General features: G+C 48.6%; 18 protein-coding genes. 3 read left to right on the top strand and 15 right to left on the bottom strand.

Annotated elements, in window-relative coordinates; all coding sequences use genetic code 11:
- Positions 1–444: 444 nt before the first annotated feature.
- The 10 genes from QZ327_RS05850 to QZ327_RS05805 all read right to left on the bottom strand — a co-directional run bounded on the left by QZ327_RS05850 (position 445) and on the right by QZ327_RS05805 (position 14,319).
- Positions 445–684, bottom strand: coding sequence for an NVEALA domain-containing protein (locus tag QZ327_RS05850; protein WP_294617909.1), 240 nt, complete (start codon positions 682–684; stop codon positions 445–447).
- A gap of 184 nt (positions 685–868) precedes the next feature.
- Entirely contained in the window at positions 869–1,933 is a 1,065-nt protein-coding gene (locus QZ327_RS05845) for a hypothetical protein (protein ID WP_294617908.1), read from the bottom strand.
- A gap of 141 nt (positions 1,934–2,074) precedes the next feature.
- A complete protein-coding gene (locus tag QZ327_RS05840; RefSeq protein ID WP_294617906.1) occupies positions 2,075–3,076 on the bottom strand; it encodes a 6-bladed beta-propeller in 1,002 nt (333 codons plus the stop codon).
- A 91-nt stretch (positions 3,077–3,167) separates the two neighbouring features.
- Positions 3,168–4,178 carry a BF3164 family lipoprotein gene (locus tag QZ327_RS05835; RefSeq protein ID WP_294617904.1) on the bottom strand — a complete coding sequence of 337 codons (1,011 nt, stop codon included), beginning with the start codon at positions 4,176–4,178 and terminating at the stop codon, positions 3,168–3,170.
- Between the two features lie 724 nt (positions 4,179–4,902).
- Positions 4,903–5,214, bottom strand: coding sequence for a hypothetical protein (locus QZ327_RS05830; protein ID WP_294617903.1), 312 nt, complete (start codon positions 5,212–5,214; stop codon positions 4,903–4,905).
- Positions 5,215–5,310: 96 nt separating this feature from the next.
- The gene (locus QZ327_RS05825; protein WP_294617901.1) at positions 5,311–5,826 is read right to left on the bottom strand and encodes a BRO family protein; all 516 of its coding nucleotides are present in this window, start codon (positions 5,824–5,826) and stop codon (positions 5,311–5,313) included.
- 275 nt (positions 5,827–6,101) lie between these two features.
- Complete coding sequence (locus QZ327_RS05820) at positions 6,102–7,202, bottom strand: PDDEXK nuclease domain-containing protein (protein WP_294617900.1); 1,101 nt, start codon at positions 7,200–7,202, stop codon at positions 6,102–6,104.
- Positions 7,203–7,363: 161 nt separating this feature from the next.
- Positions 7,364–8,926 (bottom strand): ATP-binding protein, encoded by a 1,563-nt coding sequence (locus QZ327_RS05815; protein ID WP_294617898.1) that lies wholly within the window; start codon positions 8,924–8,926, stop codon positions 7,364–7,366.
- A 259-nt stretch (positions 8,927–9,185) separates the two neighbouring features.
- Positions 9,186–12,281 (bottom strand): glycoside hydrolase family 2 TIM barrel-domain containing protein, encoded by a 3,096-nt coding sequence (locus tag QZ327_RS05810; protein WP_294617896.1) that lies wholly within the window; start codon positions 12,279–12,281, stop codon positions 9,186–9,188.
- 91 nt (positions 12,282–12,372) lie between these two features.
- Positions 12,373–14,319: a glycoside hydrolase family 97 protein gene (locus QZ327_RS05805; RefSeq protein WP_294617894.1), complete on the bottom strand. Its 1,947-nt coding sequence runs from the start codon at positions 14,317–14,319 to the stop codon at positions 12,373–12,375.
- A gap of 332 nt (positions 14,320–14,651) precedes the next feature.
- Here QZ327_RS05805 and hemW point away from each other — a divergent pair, with 332 nt between their 5' ends.
- Positions 14,652–15,785, top strand: coding sequence for a radical SAM family heme chaperone HemW (gene hemW / locus QZ327_RS05800; protein ID WP_294617916.1), 1,134 nt, complete (start codon positions 14,652–14,654; stop codon positions 15,783–15,785).
- Between the two features lie 12 nt (positions 15,786–15,797).
- On the opposite strand, the gene QZ327_RS05795 is transcribed toward hemW, so the two are convergent.
- A complete protein-coding gene (locus QZ327_RS05795) occupies positions 15,798–16,928 on the bottom strand; it encodes a DUF2027 domain-containing protein (RefSeq protein WP_294617892.1) in 1,131 nt (376 codons plus the stop codon).
- Between the two features lie 299 nt (positions 16,929–17,227).
- Here QZ327_RS05795 and QZ327_RS05790 point away from each other — a divergent pair, with 299 nt between their 5' ends.
- Together QZ327_RS05790 and QZ327_RS05785 are read left to right on the top strand one after the other, a co-directional pair.
- On the top strand, positions 17,228–18,457 hold the full coding sequence (locus tag QZ327_RS05790; RefSeq protein WP_294617890.1) for an S-adenosylmethionine:tRNA ribosyltransferase-isomerase: 1,230 nt from the start codon (positions 17,228–17,230) through the stop codon (positions 18,455–18,457).
- A 57-nt stretch (positions 18,458–18,514) separates the two neighbouring features.
- Positions 18,515–19,018 carry an NUDIX domain-containing protein gene (locus QZ327_RS05785; protein WP_294617888.1) on the top strand — a complete coding sequence of 168 codons (504 nt, stop codon included), beginning with the start codon at positions 18,515–18,517 and terminating at the stop codon, positions 19,016–19,018.
- Positions 19,019–19,145: 127 nt separating this feature from the next.
- On the opposite strand, the gene glmM is transcribed toward QZ327_RS05785, so the two are convergent.
- The 4 genes from glmM to QZ327_RS05765 form a co-directional block, all read right to left on the bottom strand.
- Entirely contained in the window at positions 19,146–20,534 is a 1,389-nt protein-coding gene (gene glmM / locus QZ327_RS05780; RefSeq protein WP_294617886.1) for a phosphoglucosamine mutase, read from the bottom strand.
- A 28-nt stretch (positions 20,535–20,562) separates the two neighbouring features.
- Positions 20,563–21,183, bottom strand: coding sequence for a DUF4827 domain-containing protein (locus tag QZ327_RS05775; RefSeq protein WP_294617884.1), 621 nt, complete (start codon positions 21,181–21,183; stop codon positions 20,563–20,565).
- A gap of 103 nt (positions 21,184–21,286) precedes the next feature.
- A complete protein-coding gene (locus tag QZ327_RS05770) occupies positions 21,287–22,324 on the bottom strand; it encodes a DHH family phosphoesterase (RefSeq protein ID WP_294617882.1) in 1,038 nt (345 codons plus the stop codon).
- A gap of 72 nt (positions 22,325–22,396) precedes the next feature.
- On the bottom strand, positions 22,397–24,451 hold the full coding sequence (locus QZ327_RS05765) for a ComEC/Rec2 family competence protein (protein WP_294617915.1): 2,055 nt from the start codon (positions 24,449–24,451) through the stop codon (positions 22,397–22,399).
- Positions 24,452–24,485 lie beyond the last annotated feature (34 nt).

Below are 24,485 nucleotides of genomic sequence, written 5' to 3'. Positions count from 1 at the left end.
CTTTTTGATTAGCATAAATCCCGTAACCGGCAATCGCTGCAAATGCTGCGACAAAAGCCACTTTCATAAAATTCTTTTTCATAATAAATTTCATTTTCAATTTTAATAATTTGTTTATCTGTTTCCGTATCTATCCTCTCAACGGAAAAGCAATCGCATTGCTTATTCAAATCAAATTCGTAACTTTGCCGCAACCTCCTTTCCGGGGTGGGCTATGGAACGGACGGTTCGTTAAGGACCAACAAAACGTAAGCCGTCCGCTCCTCTCCATTCCCTATTTATGTTTATGCTTTTTTATTTCATTCGATACTCCACGATAGGTTCATGGCTGTTCACATCCGTAGGGGTATAATCCCCCCCGCTCCTCGTCTACCAAAACGATGTAGATATAACGAGGCACACTTCATCAAGGGGGAGCACCCGACAGATTAAAAATACAGATAATTACCAAGGTCTTTCAAGACTGTAGCCCCCCATCACATATTCTACCTTGGTTTCATTAAAAGGACAATCGACCGAACCGTATCCTAAACACCTATACGTAGCATCGTATTCATCATCCGCCAAAGCTTCAATGTTCTCCAACGCCAAAGTGCTTAATCCGGTTCCTTCCGTATCAGAATAAATGTAAATAAATGCTGTAGCGATTAATAAAAAGCAGGCAATAATTAATTTTGTTTTCATAGTACCATTTGTTTTAAAGTGATTATTATGTGTTAATTCTATGGACGCAAAGCTATCGAATAATTTATAAAGCCAAGCATTTTATGTCTGACAATGTCTGACAATAAGGTATTTTTCTTCTTTTGTCAGACTTTGTCAGATATTGTCAGACATTGTCAGACTTTCTCTCCACATAGGGGTAATCTTAATTTTCTTCGATGAAATGGGCGATTTTTAATCGATAGACACTACCTTCGTTGACCAAAGTCATATTTGACACACGCTGCAAAGAAATTCTCAATCGGGTAGTAGACTGATAAACTTTACTTGCCGTTCCATCACCTTTAGGCCATAGAAGAACCGTAATATCATCCGAAGTAAGCCTATAATCCTTTGCTTCGACAAATGCTTTCAGTAATATTTTAGATTGTGGATACAAGGTTTCCGTATGTTGTTCACCGTTCTTCAATAAAGAATAATCGAAATCGAATAACGTCCCATCCTCCAATCTGTAAATACAAGGTGTGTGTTCTTCCATAACAATGACAGGAACTTTTTTTTCTATTATCACGGGAGCCTCTTTAATGAAATATTTTTTGACTTTATCATGAAAAAAATGGTCAAAAATACACAAAAGCAATACAAGCAATAAGGGAACAAAAAATTTCAGATAATCCATCATACTCAAGTTGCCAATCCAAGTGTACCGGGCAAAACCCGCAATCTCCACCTCGCACCTATAACCGGCATAGCAAGCAAACAAACTATCCCGTAAATATTCCTGATTATAAGGTTGGGAATATTCCACCGCAGTATGATAGTCCAAATCGGTAACGGAAACACGAACCAACGTAGAAGCGGAAACCTTTTGTTCGTCCAAACGGCGTTTCCACTTGGCATTCAGTGTGTCAGAATTCAAAGGGCGTTTCTCCAGTATAACACTATGCAACATACGTCTCTGAGAATCCGAGGCTATATTATTGCGATGTTTATAAGGCTCAATCTTATATTCCCTCTTGCCATATTTACTTGTAACAAATACACTCCGAGGTATTGTGTCCACCACAGACAACAAACCATTTCCTCCACTGAATGGAACCGACAAACCGCTCCGGCTTTTCAAGTCTTCATTCAATGCCTCTTTAAAAGCTTCGCAAGCCACCTCGTTCCAGTATTCCACACGATTTTTCCGCCAGCCATAAACAAGAACGGCAGTTGTAGCAACTGCCAACACGCCCAATACAATAACTATTTTACCTTTCATTATCATTATAACCTCTATTTTTCCGGTAAAGATAACGGAATATTGCAAAAACGACCTTTCGTATTTATATCAAAAGTTATCAAATCCATATCAATAACCCGCATGGCAAGCCCAAGTTGAGTTCTTGTAAATGAAAAATCCGCGTGTCTAACGATTAAAGTACTTCCCAATATCAAGATAGGCAAACTGATATTCACTATCCAGATTCATGATAATCCGCTTATTTTCCTCATCCGAACAGATACGGTTAATTTTGCAACCGACATGCAACGTCTTCAGATAATCTCCCGCAATATCAAACACATGGAGCACCCTTGCCCCGTTGTTACGTCTCCAATCTTCTCCTATGTACGAAACAAATATCTTACCGTCACAGATTACGGCATCTTTAAAATGCGCCTTTCTATCTCCGCTCTTATCCCAATTGGGGCCATACACATTGCATTGCAATTCTCCTTCCAGATTGTACAAGCTCATCAAATCATATCGCCGGTTACACTCCACCAAAACGTTATATTGAGGTGAAACGGCAAAGGCCACCCGTTTCTTTTCATCGGCAGGATGGACATAATCTATCAATTTATGCTCTCCCGTCATCATGTTCCATTTTCCGCAACTCTGATTAAAAGAAGAAGCGGTCGTTTTCATGAACGAACCGTATACCAGTGTGTCATTGACGTAGTAATAGTCGTCAGGGAAAGCCGAGTTGCCAAACTTCAGTTTCACAGACGGAGCATATAGAGAGTCATTTAAAAGGCTGTCCAGGTTATACCTGAGTATCTTACGTTGTCCGTTGTCGGTCACATACAAATCATGCTCTTTCTCATTCCAACCTATCGACCCGGCAACGGTTATTTCAGCAGGTCCCTGTCCTATATCGCCCAAGCTTGCCAAATACTTAAACGAATGTTTGTCAAACACATGAACAGCTTTCTCTGCAGAACTATAATCCTCAACAACCAAATACTTCCCGCATATATATGGTTGCGCCACATTACCTATCGGAATATCGTCCGTATCTATCTCCCTCACATCGTCTTTCACATTAACGATATTTTCCCTTTCCTTCTGCCATTTCTCATTTTCTCCCTTGGGAGTGGTACATGAAATGCAAAATATAACCGACAAAAAATACAACCTTGTTTTCATAAGCCATTATATCAATTAACCGTATTTATTGTAAAATCAAGACAGACACATATCCTGCAAATACAACAGGAAGCTATTCGAAACCCAACGACTATCTAATCATATCCATGTCATAAACCAAGATTTGGGGATCCGGATTATATGCAATGCCGTATATCAAGTGGTTTGCCGAATCAATGCAGAAATTATATAAATTAGAAAAAATGCGATATTTTTCCAGCAACCGACCTTCTTCATCGAATAGATGAAACTCCCTGCCATAGTTGGCTTCTGAAGTCTTCTTCTCACCGGAATACAATCCCCAAACCGTATTTTCCATAAAACCGGCGGCCATATAGCCCATAGGGCTCTGTTGATATACTGAATTGTCTTTTTTACTATACTCAAAGTCAGAAGAAGTATATTCCCAAGTTTTTTGCAGGGAATCTGCCGCAGCCTTATATTGTGTCAAAGTTCCGGACATATAAACCACGTTCAATATCTTATCTCCCGCCTCTGAAGGATACTGCCTCCCATAATTCGCCTTGGATATAGTCATCGAATCTTTATCAACTTTATTCCCGACCAAATAATCGGTACAAGTATTCATATAATGCAAGTTGTCTATATCTAAAATAGAATATTTACGCGCCGTTCTTCCCGTAGCAATATAAAAATCCTTCAGTTTATAAATTTCCAGGTAACGAGAAGCCTTTGGTAATTTTAATTTCCTTACAGGCAGGCATTTTCCTTTGTAATAGTTCAAACTATCAACGGAATAAACTACATATTCGCGCTTCATATTGTCAAATAGCGACAAGAACCATTTATTATCCAAACGATAAACATCCATACTCGCAATCTGAAGAAATTCATTCGCACCTTGTCCTTTGGCCGCAAAAGAATATAAGATAGAATCGTTGGCTATATCAATAGCATCTATACAGCAATCGTCAGAAAACGAATAGTTTACAAACAACACTTCCCCCGCCTTTTTTATCAGCGTGGGACTACCAATTTCCACTGCCAATGAATCGGAAGGCAGCCACTCTTTCACCTCGGTTGTTTCCTTTGTCGGGACACAAGCAACAAACAAAAATATTATAATTATGGTGTATTTCATAATGTATCAAGTAAGTACAAACAATTTCACACTATCATCATTTCTGATTTATCGGAACAAATATCAATATAGGATTCGCATTCTTGGCAGATCCTACGGCAGCTTCCCGCATTTCAAGCATTCCGTCCAGCAAATTTGAATATAAATTTTCTTTTCATAATATTATTCTTTATGTTAACGAATGAAACAAAGGTAAATGAAAAACAATAAGAATATGAATAATAACTCCTCTTTTCCGGCAAAGGTAACGGAATATTGCAGAAACGGACTTTCGTATTTATATCAAAAATTATCAAATCCATATCAATAATCCGCATGGCAAGCTCAGAAACGACAATTATTCTTCACAAAACGGCACCCGCCATGTCTGGGTCGTATATTGAATGTATCTCAGTATACGACCAAGACGCACTCAGTATACGACTGAAATACATTCAGTATACGACTGAATCAAGGGGATTTTGCACACGCTCATTATCAAGCAGTTACAAAAGGACGGTTGAATGGTATAAAATCAGGACAAATCCTACCATTTCCAAACTTTCTCCATCTTATACCGGCATGGAATCGATTGAGGCCCAGTAAATGAAAAATCCACGTGTCTGTCTAACGATTAAAGTACTTCTCAATATCAAGATAGGCAAACTTGTTTAACTATATGTCACAAAGATGCGATTTATTTGGATAGCAGGGTGGGAAGCCCTGCTGTCTTTGCGAATAATCATTATTCCTTTATATCGCTCGCCTTAGAATCCAATAGTTTTTGTTTCTTCTCCACGACTTTGATGCTTTCTACTGTGGGCAGATCCTCCGGCATGGTACCACCGAGTTCTTTGATGGTTTGACGTACTTTTGCACCGACTTCATAGTGGGTCTGATTTGCGCGTTGCTTGCCCTTGATATTCTCCCTGCGTAGTTTTTCTTCTGTTTGGGTTGCACGGAAAAGATTCGCTGCAAGTTCCGTACTCCCCATGTGGTCTAATATCTTTTGGCTTTTCTTTAACCCCTTACGCTGATGGATGTCTTTTGCTTTCATTCCACCATATAAACCCTGCTACCAACGGTCTTATCACAGACATCGACGGATGTCTTTTGCTTTCATTCCACCATATAAACCCTGATAACCCCAATTTTAGAATACGGCATAGTCTTTAGAATCTATAACACCCGCGTCTTTCGCGGCACTTGCCAAAAGTGAATTGTGTTTCAGCATCTCTGTACGAAGAAACAGACGTTTCTCTTCTTCGTCAGATAGTTCTTGATACTCTGACATCTGCCGAACTTCGGCAATACGTGTCTGAATAGCAAAATAGGTTTGTCCTTGTGCTACGATAGTTTTATTGGGGTCAGCGTTTTGAACTATCAGATAACAAGCGTATCTGGAAAGCTTAACAGAATCCACAGCACGTTCTGCACCGGAACCAATCCCAACCATTTCGAGGATGTCCTCGAAATGGTCTTCTACCCTTTGTCTACTATTTAGACACGCTATTTTTGCTTTTTCAATTACAGGGAGGAAGTGCCTGTACTCTGTATATTCTAATATTTTCCACATAGTGCGTGAAGTCCAGTATTCATTGCCGGATTCATCAATGTGCTTTATGCTCTCGAATAAAGACATCGTTCTTTTTGTGAGTCTTTTAGCCATAGTATATTGTTGTTTTTCCAATTAATTATAAGGATACCAATATGGTCAAAATCAAAAGTATAAAATAAGATTTTCTTTTCATAATAGTATTCTTTATGTTAACGAATGAGACAAAGGTAAATGAAAAACAACAAGAATATGAATAAATTGCCATATAATAGGCGTGAGAAATTTCTCACGCCCCTACAGAGTGCGTCATTGAAAACTTGTTTTCAACTTTTAAACGCGGATTTAGCGGATAAGCGGCTCTTATTTATATCTGCTGGATATTAGATTTAGTCGTTTGTTTGACCATCTAATTTAGCTTCTATCTCTTTGATTGACGGCATTGTTCCTTCAACCTTTTCCGGATAGAGTTTTTCAAGTTCATATTCGGAAATTCCGAGAGGTTGGCTACTTGATTCAAGAGCATATTGAGCCAATGTGTTGCTTTTCTGCTTACAAATAAGCAATCCAATTGTAGGATTATCACGCCCCTCCTTAAGAAGAAGATGATTACAAGCTACAACATAACCGCCCAACTGACCAACATCGGCAAAATCGAACTCACCGATTTTCACCTCTACCACAACATAGCAAGATAGTTTGAGATTATAGAATAGCAGGTCAATAAACCTTTCCTTTTCAGCTATTTGCAGACGATACTCTTTGCCTACATAGGCAAACCCTGTGCCAAGTTCCAATAGGAAGTTGGTGATATTGGTAAGCAACGTATCTTTCAGTATACGCTCATTATACTTGCCATGTAAACCTGTGAAAGAGAAATCATAAGGGTCACGTGTCAGTTCCTGCGCCAAATCGCTATCCACATCAGGGAGTGTACTCTTGAAATTTGTTAGAGCTTTGCCGCTGCGTTCATACAGATTTGTTCCCAACACATTAAGCAATATATCCCTGCTCCAGCCATTTTCCAATGTTTGGCGGACATAGAAAAGGGCCTTATCCGAATCATTTGAGCATTTATCTATGATATAGCGATGATGCCCCCAAGGAATAGAGAACAAATCAGAATACAACCTTTCCACAAGTTGTGGAAGATTTACCTTTTCTGATTCTTCCACAAGTTGTGGAAGATTTACAATTTGCTGGTTATAAAGAGCATAAAAACGTTTTGCATAACGAATAGAGGTCTCGGATAGTCCTTCCACATTCGGCATTTCATGGCGTAAGTCGCGGCTTAGTGTAGCGTAGAACTTACTACCATACTTATTATCCGCCTGCTTCTCCTCAATGTCTTTGCCAAGTTCCCAATAATAGCGTAGCAATTCTCTATTCACCTTTATTGCTGCCTTGATTTGACTACTACGATAACGCTTTACAAGTTCCTTGACCCATAAAGTGTAATCCTTATCTAATATGCCGATAGATTTATCCATAAAATGTTATTCAAGTATAAAGGTATGAAATAACCTTATTACTAATAATGTTATTACTAACAATATTATTACAGATGTTACTTTCCTTCTGTTGACTGCATTATAATGATTTTGTAACGACTGATTTTAGTCTTACAATGGCTTTCTTTTCGAAAAGAAATTTATCCGCCAACCACATAGCGCTCTATGTTGCGCGTCTCCTTGCTGAAGTTCACCCCTATCTTCACCACGCTTCTTCCGTCCAACCGATAAGGGACGAGATATCCCTTTTCATCAATCTGCTTCAAGGCATCCTCCGCACTTCCGTTCAGTTTGAACTCGAAGACAAAGATATGCTCCGCCGTCTTTACCACCGCATCGGCACGGCCGCGGGCACTACGGATTTCCGTCTCGACGAACTGTCCCATAAGGGCAAAGACCACATAGAAAATCGCCTGGTAGTGACGTTCGGTGTCATCGCTCAGCTCATAAGGGATGCCTGCAAAGAACACTTTCAGACGCTCCATGAAGGAGTCGACATCGCCCGCACGAAGCTCGCGGGTGAACTTGGCGATATGGAAACCCGTCTCGTCGTCGGAGACATCGGTATAATAGGGCACAAGGAAATTGAGGAAGCCGTAACGGACTTCATCGTTGGGAAACATCAGCGTGTAGAGTTCCACCTCCTTGTCATAGTGCTTGATGGTGAGATAACCGCTCTGATAAATCATGGGAAGGGGATTTCTCGTGTCCGCACGATATTCGCTGAAGGCGGAGTTGGTGGTCTCGATGCCGTTTACCAAAAGACGCAGGTCGTAGTTGCTTTGTTTCAGCAAATCGACCAGATAGGTAGGCGTGCCCGTCTGAAACCAGTAGTTGCCAAGTTTCATCTTCTGAAACGCATTCAACACACTGAACGGGTTGAACACGCCGACCGTGGTGTCCTCGCAGAAGTGATAGCCGTCGTACTGCTTCTCAAGGCGGCAGACCGTCTCTTCGAACGTAAGTCCCAGGAAACCGCCCAAATTCTTTATTTCCGGCACGAAGTCGCGGGCAAGCTCCTCACGGGTGATGCCGCACAAGGCATTATAAGCATAATCCATGCTGATGTCGTTCAGCTGGTTGAGGTCGCTGAACACACTGACCTGCGCAAACTTGGTGACGCCCGTCAGGAATACGAAGCGGAGGTAGCGGTCGCTGCTCTTCAGTACCCCGTAAAAGGCTTTCAGCATGCGGCGGTATTCATTCATGAGCGCATCGTCGAGCAGGGTTTGCAGCAACGGTTTGTCGTATTCGTCTATCAGGACTACGACCTGGTTGCCGGTCTGCTCACAAGCACGGCGGATAATTCCTGCAAAACGGTCGGAGGCTGTTTTCTCGCGACTGTCTTTCCCCCAGGTATCTTCCCATAAATTCAGGTGACGGTCGAGCATAGTCTCCAAGCTGGCAACGGAATCAAACTTTTCTGCATTCAAGTCCAGATGCAACACCGGATACTCCTTCCACTCACTCTCCAGTTTTTCGATGGCAAGCCCTTTGAACAACTCTTTCCTGCCCCGGAAATAGGCTTCGAAAGTAGAAATCAGCAGACTCTTACCGAAACGGCGGGGACGGCTTAAGAAGTAAGGTTTTCCGATATGGGCTATCTGATAGACCATAGCCGTCTTATCCACATAAAGAAAACCACCCTCACGGATATCCTCAAAAGTCTGTATGCCTATCGGCAATGTACGCATCTGTTCCATTCTGTTCCTGTTTTTTAGAAGCTATATGCAAAGCTATCAAATAATTTACAGAATCTGCTATTTTAGGGCTGATAATTGCAGGCGGAAGGCACGGCTTTTTCATTCAAGGGAGCCAGGGGCACGGCCCGCCATCGGCATCCGCCCGAAAACAAATGTGCCGAAACCCTGACAGCCGTATCATTCTGTCAGCGTTCCGGCACATTTACCCGTTCAATACGGCAATCACATCGACGGGAGAGCGTTTGCCGCCCCGGTATCCTTATTCAATCCCGACGCTGTGGCATACCGGCGTCAGGATGAATGTAAATTCATAATCGGCATAAGGCACCTGGTATTCGGGACGGGCGATGTGTCCCCAACTGTTCACACACCCCAGACCGGCTTGAACCTTATCGATGCAGAGGTTGGTAAGATCCGCCTCTTCCACTTCCTGCGAGTGTCCTTGCCGCTTGTCCCAGCCTTCGTCCAGCGACTCTATCGTGTAGTGCAGCGCCGATGCGGAGAAAGGAGCGGCGGCAACCACCTCGATGCCGTTGCCGGCTGCATTGAGCACTTTCCACCAGCGGATGTCGGTCTTTGTACCATTCTCCTGCGGACGGATATAAGGATAGAACTGCTCCGATACGCTCTGGCGGTAGATGCCCAGGTCGGTGCAATGGTTGCGGTCGATATAGTTTTCTATCGGGCCGCGGCCGTAATATTCAACCGTCTCAAAACTGCGCGGCATAGGCATCTGCATGCCGAAGCGGAAGAGGTTTGCCACCTTGGCATCCTTATCGGCAACCAACTTCTGAGTGACCTTGACAGCGCCACGGTGATTGATGACATACGTCAGCTTCAAAGCCGCCGATGCCTTGGGCAGCGTATAGGCGGCTTCCACAACCACCTGCCCGTTCTCGGTACGCCGGTCGAAAGACGCCAGTTTCATTTCCGGATTTTTCCAGACAATGTATTTGCGTTGCAGGTTGGCGCCGAAGTCATTGTCCGTAGGTGCACGCCAGAAGTTGGGCGTAAGCGCATTGCCGTCCTTAATCATGTCCAGCCCGTTCACTTCGTATTTTGTGAGATAACCGGTATGCTTGCTGAACTCCATGCGGAAAGCCTCGCCGGAAACGATAAGGTAATTATAATCATTGTCGCGCACCGCAGGCACCACCACTTCCGCATTGCCGGGTTCGTCACTCTTCAAATCCATTGCAGGAGCCTGATAGGGATTCAGCGTCAACTGCTCCTTAGCCACGATATGGCCGGCGGGAAGCAATCCTTCGCGGTTCTTCAGCTTATAAGAGACGTTGAGCAACCATTCGGCACAACGGCAGGTAGCGCCCAGGTCCAAACGGACGACGGCTGTCTGCTGCGGAGCCACATCCAACCGGTCCACGCGTCCGCTACGCACCGCCTTGCCGTCTTTCAGCACTTCCCATTCCAGGTAATAGGCGGAAAGGTCGCGGAAGAAGTTCTCGTTGAACACCTTGATTTCGCCACGCTGCAAATCGGCGGGAACAGTCCAAATGTTCTGATAGATGCGCCCTACTTCGTACATGTGGGGATTGGGCACGCGGTCGGGACTGATAAGCCCGTTGTCGCAGAAGTTGACATCGCTGGCATCGAAGCGGTTGAAATCGCCGCCGTAGGCATAAATCATCTTGCCGTTCTTACCCGTCCAGCGCACGGACTGGTCCACGAAGTCCCAGATAAAGCCGCCCTGATACTTGGGATATTTGCGGATAAGGTCCCAATACTCCTTGAAGCCGCCTTCCGAATTGCCCATAGCATGCGCATACTCGCACTGGATGAGCGGCTTGTCTGCAGAGGCATCCTCGCAATATTTCATGCAACCGTGATAGTCGTAGTACATCGGGCAGAAGATATCGGTCTTTCCGTTCCTGCCGGCACGCTCGTATTGCACGGCACGGCTGGGATCTTCGGCCTTCACCCAGTCATAGGCTTCTTCGAAGTTGGGACCGTATCCGGCTTCATTGCCCAACGACCAGAAGATGATGCTGGGATGATTGAAACCGCGCTGCACATTGCGCCGGTTGCGCTCCAGGTGTGCCTTCCTGTAGTCGGCACGCTTGGCAAGGGTGGACTCTCCATACCCCATTCCGTGCGACTCGACATTCGCTTCCGCCACTACATAGATGCCGTAGCGGTCGCACAGGTCATACCAAAGATTGTTGTCGGGATAGTGGCAGGTGCGCACGGCATTCAGGTTGAACTGCTTCATAATCCGGATGTCCTGTATCATACGCTCGCGCGAAACCACATAACCGTAATCGGGATCCAGCTCGTGGCGGTTGGCGCCTTTAAACAAAACGGGTTGCCCGTTTACCAGCAGTTGCGAGTTGCGGAGCTCAATCTTACGGAAACCTACCTTGACCGGAATGACCTCGCCACTGCCTTGCAGGGTGGCACGCAGTGTGTAAAGATAAGGGGTCTCCGCCGTCCATTTGTGCGGATTGTCAAGGTTCATCAGGGCAGTGCCGCTGCCGCGCACCGTGGCTGCCGCCACTTGCTTGCCATCGGCATCCAACAGTTCCAATGCGGTATTGCCGTTCCCCTTCAGACTGACCTCTACGCGCAAAGAGCCGTTCTTGTAGCCGGCATCCAGGTCCGGAGTGACACGTATGTCTTCGATACGCTTCTTGTCGCGGGCATACAGGTAGCAGTCGCGCCCCACCCCGCTATAGCGGAAGAAGTCCTGGTCTTCAAGATACGTACCGTCGCACCAGCGGAACACCTGAAAAGCAATCAGGTTCTTCTGCCCCGGTTTCAGGTAAGGGGTAAGGTCGAATTCGGCTTCCAGCTTGCTGTCTTCGCTGTAGCCTACATACTTGCCGTTCACCCACAGGTACATATTGGAAGTCACCGAGCCGAAATGGGCGATGATGTCCTTTCCCTTCCAGCCGGCAGGGACTGTAATCTCGCGGCGGTAAGAGCCTACATGGTTGTCCGCTACGGGCACTTGCGGCGGGTTGTTCTTGAACTGGCTACGCCAGGCATAGCCCACGTTCACGTAAATAGGGTCGCCAAAGCCGTTCAGTTCCCAAACGCCGGGAACGGGCATGTCGCTCCAGCCCTTATCGTTAAATCCCTGTTTCCAGAAATCGGCGGGACGGGCATCGGCGTCTTTCACCCAAAAGAACTTCCACGTGCCGTTCAGGCTCATAAAGCGGGAAGAATGCTCTTTGATGCCCGCACGGGCGGCGTCTGCCGACTCGTAAGCAAAATAATTGGCGTGCATCGGCGCACGGTTCACTGCGTTTACTTCCGGGTCCTGCCATTCGGTAAAGGACTGGGCATTGCCCACAACCGCCAAAGCCGCAAACAGCCCGGTAACAATTTGTCTTTTCATGATATCTACTGTTTTTTTAGTTGGGTTAGTTTGTCACATTCTATGTTTTTCGGGATAAAGATACGATATAATTCCGTCTCTCCCACTTCTCCTACTTCACTATCACCGCCCCACCCATAGGCTGGAGAGTAAGTTTCAAGGTTCCGCCGGACTTTATTTTCTGTTCTTTCCGCTGCGGCTGCAACTTCTTGTCGTCAAGATAGACAGAGACGGTTGTACCTGCAGGCAGCATCGGGAGCGGAAGTTCGAGCGTCAGGGGTTCTGCCGTGGCATTGGCGGCAGCCACATACCACACATCGCCATGACGGCGCGCCAGGACCACATAGCGGCCGGGATAACCGTCGATGAAGCGGGTCTCATCCCACGTGACGGGCACCTGCTTCATGAAGTCGATGCACACCGCCGGAGCATCCGTCAGGTTGTTGGGAGCCAAAGCGAAGTTCTGTATGGGGTTCTGGAAAAGCACGGCGGTGGCCAACTGAAAGACATCCGTCGTGCGGCGGGTGGTGCCGCCGTCGTTGCCACGGTTCAGGCGCTTGTTCAGGAATACGCCGCCAAACTCCATGCAACCCACCGCGTTGCGGATAAAGGGATGCAAGGTGGCGTTGAACGCTTCATTGTCGCAAGCATGCTGCCCGAATATCAGATTTTCGGATGCCAGCACTGCCTCGCTGCCTACGTAGTTGGGATACATCCGCTCCCATCCGCGGGGCAAGGTGCAGCCGTGAAATATCACCATCAGCCCATAATCGTCGGCATCGCTCAAAATATCCTCGTACAGGCGCAGGGTCTCCTGCTTGTCGCCGCCGAAAAAGTCCACCTTGATGCCTTTCACTCCCAGGCTCTGCATCCAGCGCATCTCCTGCTTGCGGACAATGGAGTTGTCCATCTTGCCGACGGGTCCCTGTTCTATGTCGTTCCAATAGCCGCTGGAACTGTACCACAAGAAGAGTTCCACTCCTTTGCCGCGGGCATACTCCACGAGCTGCTTTATGCGGTCGCGACCGATGTTCTTATCCCACCAGTTGTCCACCAGCACATACTCATAGCCCATGGCAGCCGCCAGGTCCACATACTTCACCTGGTCGTCGTAGTTGATACTGTCGTCTTGCCACAAAATCCAGCTCCATGTGCCGCGTCCCGGCTTGTAGTCGCAGGTGGAGGCATAGCGCGGTTCCACCACATCCCACGGGACGGTGGTCTCTACAACCGGCTTCAAGGTTTCGCCCACCGTAATGGTGCGCCACGGCGTGCTGCCGGGCAGGGCGAAAGCCGGTTCTACGGTTCCGTTGCCGTTGTTCTCTTCCGGCATGGGAAAACGGACGGTATACGTGCCATTATGGGCATCGCCAAGACGGGATGCGCAATAGCGGCTGTCCACACCGGTCTCGCTGACCAATACCCAACCGTCTTCACCCACCCTGAACAAGCAGGGGAAGGTATAGCCGTGGCCGTAGCGCGAACGCTCGCCCATCGGCGCATCTGCCTTATACTCCTCCTCGTAGCTGGGCTTTGTACGCTTCCAGCCTATCATCGCATCGCTCTGCGGACAGAGGAACGTGGTGGTCTTGGCAGGAAAGGCAAAGCCCGTATGCTCGCTCATGACGCGCACACTGCCCGTATCGCCCTGTCGGGGCAAGGTGTAGCGGAAAGCGACATCGTTATCGCTCACCCGGAAGGTTACCTGCATCTTCCCGCCTTCGGTATTGTCGAAGAAGCAATTCAGTTCGTTGGCACGATAATGCACTTGCGAGGTCTTGATGCGGTCCAGCGAATACCGGTCTTCAATCTTGTTTACCTCATGGCCGGTCAGCTTCAGTCCCCGGACAAAGTCGCCCGCATTGGTCTCCATCCCCAACGGCGAGTTTTCCAGCATCTGCCTGCCTTTATAAGACACCGAGTAAACCGCCTTCCCTGCCCCGGTGCATGTCACCGCTACTTGCAGATTTCCATCCGGTCCTTGCACAATCACGTCTTGCGCTTTCAGGGGCAAGGCGGCTGCCAACAGCAGCAGTAATAATTTCCACTCTTTTTTCATGGCAATATTAAATATTAATTAATGATGATTCTTCGTTGCGTTCCGCGGTTCTTTCATTTACAGGAGTTAGAGGAGTTAAAGGGAGTTGAAAGGAGTCAGAAGCCAATAGTGTCACTATACATCAACAGAACTATCGGCTTAACTCCTCAGCCCGAAGGGCGATAACTCCTTCTGACTCCCTTTAACTCCTCTAACTCCTGTAAATGAAAAAGCCGTACGTTACGTTCTTATGGTGTAAAAGTAACACTTTTAGTAGAAGTAAAACCAATGAGGATATATGTTGTATAGCAGAAAATATCGTATATTTGCACCTCAACCAAAACGACAGGCGCATGGCAGGCATCTACATCCATATCCCCTTTTGCAAGACGCGTTGCATCTATTGCGACTTCTACTCCACCACCCGTAGCGAACTGAAGAGCCGCTACATCCGTGCGTTGTGCAAGGAGCTGCAAATGCGGAAAGAATATCTGCGGGGAGAAGCGGTCGAGACGATTTACTTTGGCGGCGGCACACCCTCGCAACTGGCGGAAGAGGATTTCAGGGAAGTGTTCGAAGCCATCCGGCAACATTACGGAATGGAGCATTGCCGGGAGATTACCCTCGAAGCCAATCCCGACGACCTGACCGAAGCGTACACCGCCATGCTGCAACGGTTGCCCTTCAACCGCATCAGCATGGGGATACAGACTTTCGACGATGCCATGCTGAAACAACTGAACCGCCGCCATAATGCAGCGCAGGCAGCCGATGCCGTAGAGCATTGCCGCCGTGCCGGATTCGGCAACATAAGCATCGACCTTATCTACGGCCTGCCCGGCGAAACGGACGAACGATGGAAACACGACCTGCAGCAGGCTGTCAGCCTGGACGTGGAGCATATCTCCGCCTATCACCTGACGTACGAAGAGGGGACCCGCATCTACGAACTGCTGCAAGCGCACCGCATCCGTGAGGTGGACGAAGAGAGCAGCCTACGCTTCTTCTCCACCCTGGCAGACACGCTCGGCAACGCCGGATACGAGCACTACGAGATATCCAATTTCTGCCGTCCGGGCATGTACTCCCGACACAATACGTCCTACTGGAAAGGCATCCCTTACTTAGGCTGCGGCGCGTCGGCACACTCTTTCAATACGGATACCCGCGAGTGGAACATAGCTTCGCTGGAGGAGTACATAGCTGCCGTGGAAAGCGGCGGGCGCCGGTTCGAAAAGGAGTATCTGGACCGGACCACCCGCTACAACGAATGCGTCATGACTTCCATCCGCACGCAATGGGGAGTGCCGCTGCACGATGTGGAACGGAAATTCGGCAAGGAGCTGTGGCAATACTGCATGGACATGGCACGTCCGCACCTGCACAACGGGCAGTTGGAAATACGCGACAACCACCTCTGCCTGACCCGCAAAGGGATTTTCGTATCGGACGGCATCATGAGCGACCTGATGTTCGTGGAAGAATGAACAAAAAAGCCGCTATTTTACCGTAACCATCGTGGCTCCAAAGCCATACTCCTGGAAAGAAGCGTCCTGTGCCTTGCAAGCCGGATATTTACGTTTCATTTCATCCAGCAGCGCCTTACGGAGCACGCCGTCTCCCTTGCCGTGGATAAAGACGATACGCTGCTCGCGTTTATGCCTGTACTGCTCCATCACTTCGCGGAACTTGTCCAACTGATAGCCCAATATTTCGCTGTTGCTCATGCCGCGCGTATCGTCCAGCAGTTCGCCGATGTGCAGGTCCACTTCGATGATTCCGTTCTTGCCTCCCCGCTTGACGATGGTGCGGGGAGCAGGCGGAGTATCCGCCGTTTTCTTCTGTGCCAAAGCATCCTGCAACTCCTCGGCAGAGACGTAGACTTGCTTGGCAGGAGTGTCGTTCTTTACGACATCGTACACAAGCGCCGGAGTATCGAAGAAGTCGGTCTGCCGGAAAGTATGCAGTTTATAGAACTTCACCGCATCGACGCGGATTTCCACATTGACGGCAGGCTTCACGGCAAAAGAGCGGTTGTCCTTGAAAGCTACCAGCTGGACGGATACGCGCTCCCTGTCGTTCAGTTCCGATTTTTCAAACTCCTCGAGCGGAAGTTTGGTGTTCGGCTCTATCAGACCGTGCGAGCGGACGGTCCATGACTTGCCTTCCACGCTCGAATACGTATAGTACATATAGTAGTTGCTGTCGTTCACCAGATAAGCCTCGAACGGAGTGGTGCTCACGGCTTTGATGTCTTCCGGCACAAATGCAAGGTAGACGTTCAGCACATCGCCGCCTTTTATCTCCGGCTGACGGTAGACGGACACCCGGGGCTTGACGGGGCGCTCCGTCTCCGGTTGCCGTCCGATGCCCGAAGCGGAAGCGGACGGTTGCGAAGCGGCAGGAGCCGTACGTGCCGCAACCTGTTCCTCTACCCGCTTCTTGGCTGCTTTGGCTGCCGGCGTAGGGATGTTATAATCATCCGTTTCAATCACCACACACTCGCGCACCGGCATCGGGATGTCAAAACCGTCGGCATCTTCCACCAATACAATATCCTTTCCCCGGAATCCCGTTACAACACCGCCGCCTACTTCGCTGAGGAAGCGTACTTTATCTCCTATCTTCATAATTCCTATAACTGTTTTTTTTAATAATATCTCTCCTTTACCTTCCGCAAAGGTAGGAATTATTTGGCGATTACATACACGGTTCCGTTTCTTAGAATTGAGGGGTAACTCCGTAAAGCTAAGGTTTAGCTTCATAAGGTTGAGGTTTAGTTCCGTAAAGTTGACGTTTAGCTCCGTAGAGTTGAGGTTTATGTTTCTGATGTGGAACTTTAAAATGGCTATGTAGAACTTTAGCATCCCGGTGTAGGACAAATCTTCCTAAATATCCGTACCTTTGCAACCTCTAATCGAACAAAGATATGACAGAAGATCCCAGACATATTAAAATCAGCGAATTCAACTATCCGCTGCCCGACGGGCGCATTGCCAAGTTCCCGCTGCCCGTACGCGACCAATCCAAATTGTTGGTGTATCGGCACGGCGAGATTTCCGAAACCGTATTCACTTCACTGCCCGACTGCCTGCCGGCAGACAGCCTGATGATTTTCAACAATACCAAAGTAATCCAGGCACGTCTGCACTTCCACAAAGAGACGGGAGCGCTTATCGAAGTGTTCTGCCTTGAGCCTGTCCGCCCCAACGACTACGCCCTCAACTTCCAGCAAACGGAGCACGCCGCATGGCTCTGCATGATAGGCAATCTGAAAAAATGGAAAGAGGGCACGCTGAAACGGGAAATGTCCGTGAAAGGCAAAACACTGACCCTGACCGCAGAGCGCGGCGCCTGCCACGGCACAAGCCATTGGGTGGATTTCCGCTGGAACAATCCGGAAGTGACCTTTGCCGATATCCTCGAGGTGTTCGGCGAACTGCCCATCCCGCCCTACCTGAACAGGGAGACGCAGGAGAGCGACAAGGAGACTTACCAGACCGTTTATTCCAAAATAAAAGGCTCGGTCGCCGCGCCGACCGCCGGGCTGCACTTCACGCCGCGCGTCTTGGATGCCCTGCACAAGAAAGGAGTGGAAACGGAAGAGCTGACGCTGCACGTGGGAGCCGGCACGTTCAAACCCGTCAAAAGCGAAGAGATAGCGGGGCATGAGATGCACACGGAATACATATCCGTCAGCCGCAGCACTTTGGAGAAACTGATAGCGCATAAGGGGCATGCCATTGCCGTGGGAACAACATCCGTACGTACCTTGGAGAGCCTCTACCACATAGGCATCACTCTCCTGAACAATCCCGATGCCACCGAAGAGGAGCTGCACGTGAAACAGTGGCAACCCTACGAAACGTCTCCCCGAACCGCCGCTACGCCTGCCGCCGAAGCGTTGCAAGCCATCATAGCCTACCTCGACCGGCACCACATGGAAACCCTGCATGGCAGCACGCAAATCATCATTGCCCCGGGATATGAATACCGGATTGTAAAAGCCGTGGTAACCAACTTCCACCAGCCGCAAAGCACCTTGCTGCTGCTTGTCTCGGCACTCCTGCACGGAGACTGGCGGAGGATTTACGACTATGCGCTGGCACATGATTTCCGGTTCTTGAGTTACGGAGATTCGTCGTTGCTGATACCTTAAAGCCTGTCTGATTTTTCTTCATAAATCACTTTACCAACGCAAAACAAGATTTATAAAATGAACAGTGACAACAACCGGGAAATGTTTCCCCTTGTCGATGAGCAAGGAAACATCACAGGTGCCGCCACACGCGGCGAATGCCATAACGGGAGCAAACTTCTGCATCCTGTAGTCCATCTGCATGTATTCAACTCCAAAGGAGAGTTATATCTGCAAAAGCGTCCCGAATGGAAAGACATACAGCCCGGCAAATGGGATACCTCGGTGGGCGGGCACGTGGACTTAGGCGAAAGCGTAGAAATGGCGCTGAAACGAGAAGTGCGCGAGGAGTTGGGGATAACCGACTTCACACCGGAAACAGTTACCAATTACGTATTCGAGTCTGCCCGCGAAAAGGAACTTGTCTTTGTACACAAAACCGTATACGACGGAGAGATACGCCCCAGCGACGAACTGGACGGCGGACGCTTCTGGAGCATGGAGGAAATCAGGGAGAATATAGGGAAAGAGGTGTTCACGCCCAACTTCGAGCAGGAGATTGAGAGGACCGGCATGCTGTAATCATGGAATAGATACAGAGAACGGAAGGGAAACAGTTCTATAACCAATAAACACAAAGACACGGAGACACAGGGTTTCATATCCTCTGTGTCTCCGTGTCTTTGTATTCCAATAAGAACGGCAACGATTATTTCGCCAAGTCCTCAATCACTTTCATAATCTGCCGACCGATTTCTTCGGCGGCTTCCGGTGTAGCGGCTTCGCTATAAACACGGATAATCGGTTCGGTGTTACTCTTGCGCAGGTGCACCCACTTGTCGGGGAAGTCAATCTTCACACCGTCGATATTATTGATTTCTTCGTTCTTATATATTTCCTTTACTTTGGCAAGGATGGCATCGACATCCGTATCGGGAGTCAGGTCTACGCGGTTCTTAGCCATGAAATAAGCCGGATAAGTGGCACGCAGTTCGCTTACTTTCTTGCCCTCGTGTGCCAGATGGCTAAGGAACAGGGCGATACCGACCAAAGCATCACGTCCGTAGTGGCTGGCAGGATAAATGACTCCGCCGTTGCCCTCGCCGCCGATAACGGCGCCTACCTCTTTCATCTTGGTCGTCACATTCACCTCGCCCACGGCAGAAGCGTAATATTCCCGGTCGTACTTGCGGGTTACATCACGCAATGCACGGGTAGAACTCAAATTGGAAACCGTATTGCCCGGCGTATGCTTCAGCACATAGTCGGCTACGGTGACCAACGTATATTCTTCACCATACATCTTGCCGTCTTCGCATATCATCGCCAACCGGTCTACGTCCGGGTCTACAACGAAAGCCACATCCGCCTTGCCGCCTTTCATCAGTTCCATGATGTCGCCCAAGTTCTTTTCCAACGGTTCGGGATTGTGCTGGAAGTCGCCGGTAGGTTCGCAATAAAGCTTTTCGACATGCTGCACGCCAAGCTGTTCCAGCAATTGCGGAAGAATGATGCCGCCCACGGAGTTTACACAGTCGATTGCCACACGGAAGCCGGCTTTCCGGATAGCTTCCACATCCACCAAATCGAGTGCCAACACACTGTCGATATGTTTTTGATTATAGGTCAGGTCTTTGCGATAAGAGCCGAGCTTGTCCACTTCCGCATAGTCAAAAGCTTCCGCCTCGGCGATACGGAGCACTTCGTTGCCTTCTTCCTTATTCAGAAATTCTCCTTTTTCGTTCAGAAGTTTCAAAGCGTTCCATTGTTTGGGGTTGTGGGAGGCAGTAAGGATAATGCCGCCGCTGGCACCTTCCATGGTAACAGCCAGTTCGGTAGTGGGAGTGGAAGCCAAGTCGATGTCCACTACATCCCAGCCCATACCCATGAGCGTGCCTACCACCACGTTCTTTACCATTTCGCCCGAGATACGCGCGTCACGGCCTACTACGATTTTGTTACTTTTTACGGTACACGTTTTGCGGATAAGGGTAGCGTATGCCGAAGTAAACTTCACGATGTCGAGCGGGTTCAATCCCTCGCCCGCACCACCGCCGATTGTTCCGCGGATTCCAGAGATAGATTTGATTAGAGTCATAGGTTAATAATTAAAATTTATTGGTTGGTTATTTCCAGATTTGATATTTCCGGATATCGTAAAAATAAGGATAGACATATTGCATGGCTGTCTGATGTCCCATCTTGGAAGGCACAATCAGTCTTACGTGAGCCCCGTTGCGAACATAAGTGAGCGGCACGAGCCAGCCTGCCGGAACTGCCGTCGAAGAGTAGTAGTTCATCATATATCCCTGCAGGAAAGTTCCTGCTATGGAAGACGAGGTAACCGTATAGCGGAACGCGTCTACGGTTTCCACCGCATTCAAATTGGACAAGGTGGTATCTTTATCAAGAATGCTGTATTCCATGAAACGTACCAGCACTTCATCGTTATTTTTCACCGTATCGGCAACGTTTTCAACACCTTTCTTCACAATCTGCATATATACGCCGCTGGCAAGCTGCACGAACTCGTCCACATCATCACCCATTGCCTTCGACTTCGTCGTAGAGTCCTGCGCATGGAAATCCGACTGTGAAATTATTTTAAAGCCCTCTTGTTTGATAAAGTCATTTATACCGTCTTTTTCCTCTTCCAGCATCTCTGCATAGGTCTTGTTATCGTCACAGGCTTGAAAAGCCACACCGAATGCCAATAAAGACAAAAAGAATAAAGTAAGTTTCTTCATTTCTGTTATTTAGTAATTTCGTACAAAATTATCTGATTTCCTTGAAAGTTAAAAGTTGCAAGTAGAAAGTTCGTATCTTTTAACCTTTGCAGCCGCACTTTTTTTATCCTTTGGCATTAAGCAACGGCTTGTACTTCTCCAAAGCCTGCTCCAGGACTTTGCGGGCTTCTTCCAACGTTCCGTAAAACTCTCCGCCGGAAGCGTTCAAATGCCCTCCGCCGTTGAAAAACTCGGCAGCCAGACGGTTGCAGGGGAAGCTTCCCACCGAACGCAAGGATATCTTTATCATCGGTTTCTCGGTGTCTTCGCGCAGGAAACAAGAGAAAACCACGTTCTTGATGCTCAGCGGTATGTTTACAAAGCCTTCGCTGTCTCCACGGATATAGTTGAAACGGCTTTGCTCCTTTCCGGTCAGCGTAATCAAGGCGGCACGATGTTCCGGATAGACCTTCATCTGCGACAGCACGTGTCCCATAAGGCGCAGGCGGCTCTCGGAGTAGGTATTGTACACTTTCCGGTAAATCTCATCCTTGTCGATGCCCTTCGAGAGCAGCTCGCTGATGATAAAATAGATTTCACGGTTGTTGGAGTTATAGGTAAATCCGCCTGTGTCGGTCATCATGCCGGTATAGATACATTCCGCCCCTTCCTTGGTGATGTCGCCGAAATATCCCATGCGGCAAATCAGCCGGAACACAAGTTCGGAGGTGGAAGATATCTGGGGATGGGAAATGATAATCCTGCAAAAGTCTTCCGGATTCAGGTGGTGGTCCACCAGTATTTTCCGTGCGGGAGAAGCCGATACGGCATCCGCCATGGCATCGATGCGGCTGATGGCATTGAAGTCGAGGCAACAGATGACATCCGCTTCCGCTATCAGCTTGTCGGCAAACTCTTTGTAGCGGTCGTACAGGAGTATGTCCTTACTGCCGGGCATCCACCGCAGGAAGTCGGGAAAGGCATTGGGCACAATGACCGTCACGTCCTTGTCTTGGGTGTTGAGAAAATGCCACAGCCCCAAAGAGGAACCTATCGCATCCCCGTCGGGAGCCACATGAGCCACAATTACTATTTTATCCGCCCGTTCCATCCACTTGGCAAAGTGGTCTATCTTGGATTGTTCTATTACTTTAGTCAGCATATATTTCTTGAAGGTTTACTATTTCACATCTATAACAAATCAAGAGGGCAAAAGTACGAAAAAGTTTATGATTTATAATAATATACGCACAGAACCTTTTTCTGAAAGGGAAAGATAAGGAATACCCGACCGGACACAATCGTCAATAATCCTATCCCGATAATAGCCGGAAAGGGATGCGTCCAGCACTACCGTGCCCACTTCGAACAGTGATGCGAGTTCTTTGATACCCCCTCTATATCCCCGGGAAACGTACAAATAGTCGATTGGAAGGGGAGCATCGGACGTCTTGCCCCGCCAGCGGTCGTCATGCAACAGGCATACACGTTTTCCTGCATAGAAAACGATGTGGTTACGGACGGAAATACCCGGATGCGAACAATCGCCCGTAATCACGGCAGGAGACTCCAGGCGCAAACGGTTCCAATGGGAAGCAAGCGAGCGTTCCAGCACGGCGGTGTCGGGCAGGCTGTCGGCGCAGACCAGCCACGAACAGGAGTTGTCCGCCAGGCAGTGCACCGCCGGACAGCCGCGGACATTATAAAAGAGAATGCCACGTTGCGGAAAATCCGCCATGAACGAATACGAATGATAAGAAACGCCAAGCAGCAAACCGCACAGGGCGATATAGGCATTCGTTGCCGTGCGCCTTGCCCAGACCCGGCAGAACAACAACAGGCAAAGATAAAAAAGAAAGACATCCCATACATCCACCCAAATCCGGTCTACCGAAGCCAGGGGAAGCTGTTCAATCCGGCGGAGCACCGCATTCTGCATCCGGACCAACGCGTCCACGAGGTTTGCAAAGAGTTGTTGCCAAGCGGGAAAAGGAGTCAGGGCAAGCAGCAGGACAGCCGCATACACTATCAACGACACCGACGGAATAACCCATAAGTTAGTCCAAAGGAAGTGCGTGGAAAAGCGTGAGAAATAGAGCACGGTCAAAGGCACCGTCCCGATTTGGGCTGCGACGGAAACGGTTGCCAGCCCCCACACTTTACGTAAAAGGCAGTTCTTCACCGGCAACAACCCGTACAACCCGGGCTGTAGCAGCAGGATGGCCGCAACAGCCGAAAAGGACAACTGAAAACCCACATCGAACAGCCATGCGGGATTGCACAACAGCATCAGGAAAGCCGTAGCCGCCAACGTGTTCAAAGTCAGCCTTCCACCGGCTGGAAGAAGCATGGAAAACAGTCCGAACGAGCACATAATGACGGCACGCACCACAGACGAGGACAGCCCCGTAAGAAAAGCGAATCCCCACAAAAACAAGATAACCGACAGAAACAGGAAAGGCTTCAAAAACCGCCATCTGCTCCACAAAGGAGACAACACGAACAGCAGCAAGGCGGAAATAAAACCTATATGCAACCCGGAAAGCGCCAATACATGACCGGCTCCGGCTACCGAATATGTCTCAATGACGCTCTCGCTCAATTCCTCTTTATCGCCCACCGTAAGCGCAGAAAGCACCGCCAGTTCCTCTCCGCGAAACCCCATCTTGCGATACATGGCAACCAGCCGCTCCCTACAGTCCAACGCCCGTTGGCGAAAAGAGAGCGTACCGTCACTGCCTATCGTGCGCCAATGCCCGGCACGCACATACGCCGTTCCGCTAATCCCCTTCCGGCGAAGATAACGGGCATAATCGAACTCATCCGGATTTCCGTTACCGGCAGGCGGAGACAGACGGGTGCAGACCAGCAGTTCATCCCCTCTCTTCAGGGAAGACGCCGCAGAATCCTTAGGGAAATAGAACAAGAAGGACTTCGGAGGAGAGACGTGCAGGCAGGTATCTTTCCGCACCTCTCCTTTCAGGGATACGCGAAACAGGATGCTGCTTCTCTTGATTTCGGGTTTTGCCGCAAGAGACACCCGATAGACGGAAGAGGTCTCCGCATCCGGAAACACAAATTCCGTCCGCTCCATTTGCCAGCCTACCAATGCCCCGCCCCCTGCGAAAAGGAACAGGTAAACAGCAATCCCGTATAGCCTGCAAAGCGCATGATACTTGCGGCTAAGGATGTATGCCCCTGCCGGCAGTAAAAGGAGAGCTATCCACAGACCGGCAGGCAACACATAGGGACAACGCTCCCCACATACTATCCCACCAACCAGCGGCAGCAGCAGCCGCAGGAAAGGATGCCGTTGCAAGCAG

The sequence above is a fragment of the uncultured Bacteroides sp. genome, assembly GCF_910578895.1.
Taxonomy (GTDB): Bacteria; Bacteroidota; Bacteroidia; order Bacteroidales; family Bacteroidaceae; genus Bacteroides.
This window is presented reverse-complemented; position numbering and strand designations above follow the sequence as displayed.

Excerpts from the sequence above, each read along its gene's own strand:
- QZ327_RS05850 (WP_294617909.1), bottom strand. The coding sequence starts at position 684 with ATGAAAACAAAATTAATTATTGCCTGCTTTTTATTAATCGCTACAGCA.
- QZ327_RS05845 (WP_294617908.1), bottom strand. The coding sequence starts at position 1,933 with ATGATAATGAAAGGTAAAATAGTTATTGTATTGGGCGTGTTGGCAGTT.
- QZ327_RS05840 (WP_294617906.1), bottom strand. The coding sequence starts at position 3,076 with ATGAAAACAAGGTTGTATTTTTTGTCGGTTATATTTTGCATTTCATGT.
- QZ327_RS05835 (WP_294617904.1), bottom strand. The coding sequence starts at position 4,178 with ATGAAATACACCATAATTATAATATTTTTGTTTGTTGCTTGTGTCCCG.
- QZ327_RS05830 (WP_294617903.1), bottom strand. The coding sequence starts at position 5,214 with ATGAAAGCAAAAGACATCCATCAGCGTAAGGGGTTAAAGAAAAGCCAA.
- QZ327_RS05825 (WP_294617901.1), bottom strand. The coding sequence starts at position 5,826 with ATGGCTAAAAGACTCACAAAAAGAACGATGTCTTTATTCGAGAGCATA.
- QZ327_RS05820 (WP_294617900.1), bottom strand. The coding sequence starts at position 7,202 with ATGGATAAATCTATCGGCATATTAGATAAGGATTACACTTTATGGGTC.
- QZ327_RS05815 (WP_294617898.1), bottom strand. The coding sequence starts at position 8,926 with ATGGAACAGATGCGTACATTGCCGATAGGCATACAGACTTTTGAGGAT.
- QZ327_RS05810 (WP_294617896.1), bottom strand. The coding sequence starts at position 12,281 with ATGAAAAGACAAATTGTTACCGGGCTGTTTGCGGCTTTGGCGGTTGTG.
- QZ327_RS05805 (WP_294617894.1), bottom strand. The coding sequence starts at position 14,319 with ATGAAAAAAGAGTGGAAATTATTACTGCTGCTGTTGGCAGCCGCCTTG.
- hemW (WP_294617916.1), top strand. The coding sequence starts at position 14,652 with ATGGCAGGCATCTACATCCATATCCCCTTTTGCAAGACGCGTTGCATC.
- QZ327_RS05795 (WP_294617892.1), bottom strand. The coding sequence starts at position 16,928 with ATGAAGATAGGAGATAAAGTACGCTTCCTCAGCGAAGTAGGCGGCGGT.
- QZ327_RS05790 (WP_294617890.1), top strand. The coding sequence starts at position 17,228 with ATGACAGAAGATCCCAGACATATTAAAATCAGCGAATTCAACTATCCG.
- QZ327_RS05785 (WP_294617888.1), top strand. The coding sequence starts at position 18,515 with ATGAACAGTGACAACAACCGGGAAATGTTTCCCCTTGTCGATGAGCAA.
- glmM (WP_294617886.1), bottom strand. The coding sequence starts at position 20,534 with ATGACTCTAATCAAATCTATCTCTGGAATCCGCGGAACAATCGGCGGT.
- QZ327_RS05775 (WP_294617884.1), bottom strand. The coding sequence starts at position 21,183 with ATGAAGAAACTTACTTTATTCTTTTTGTCTTTATTGGCATTCGGTGTG.
- QZ327_RS05770 (WP_294617882.1), bottom strand. The coding sequence starts at position 22,324 with ATGCTGACTAAAGTAATAGAACAATCCAAGATAGACCACTTTGCCAAG.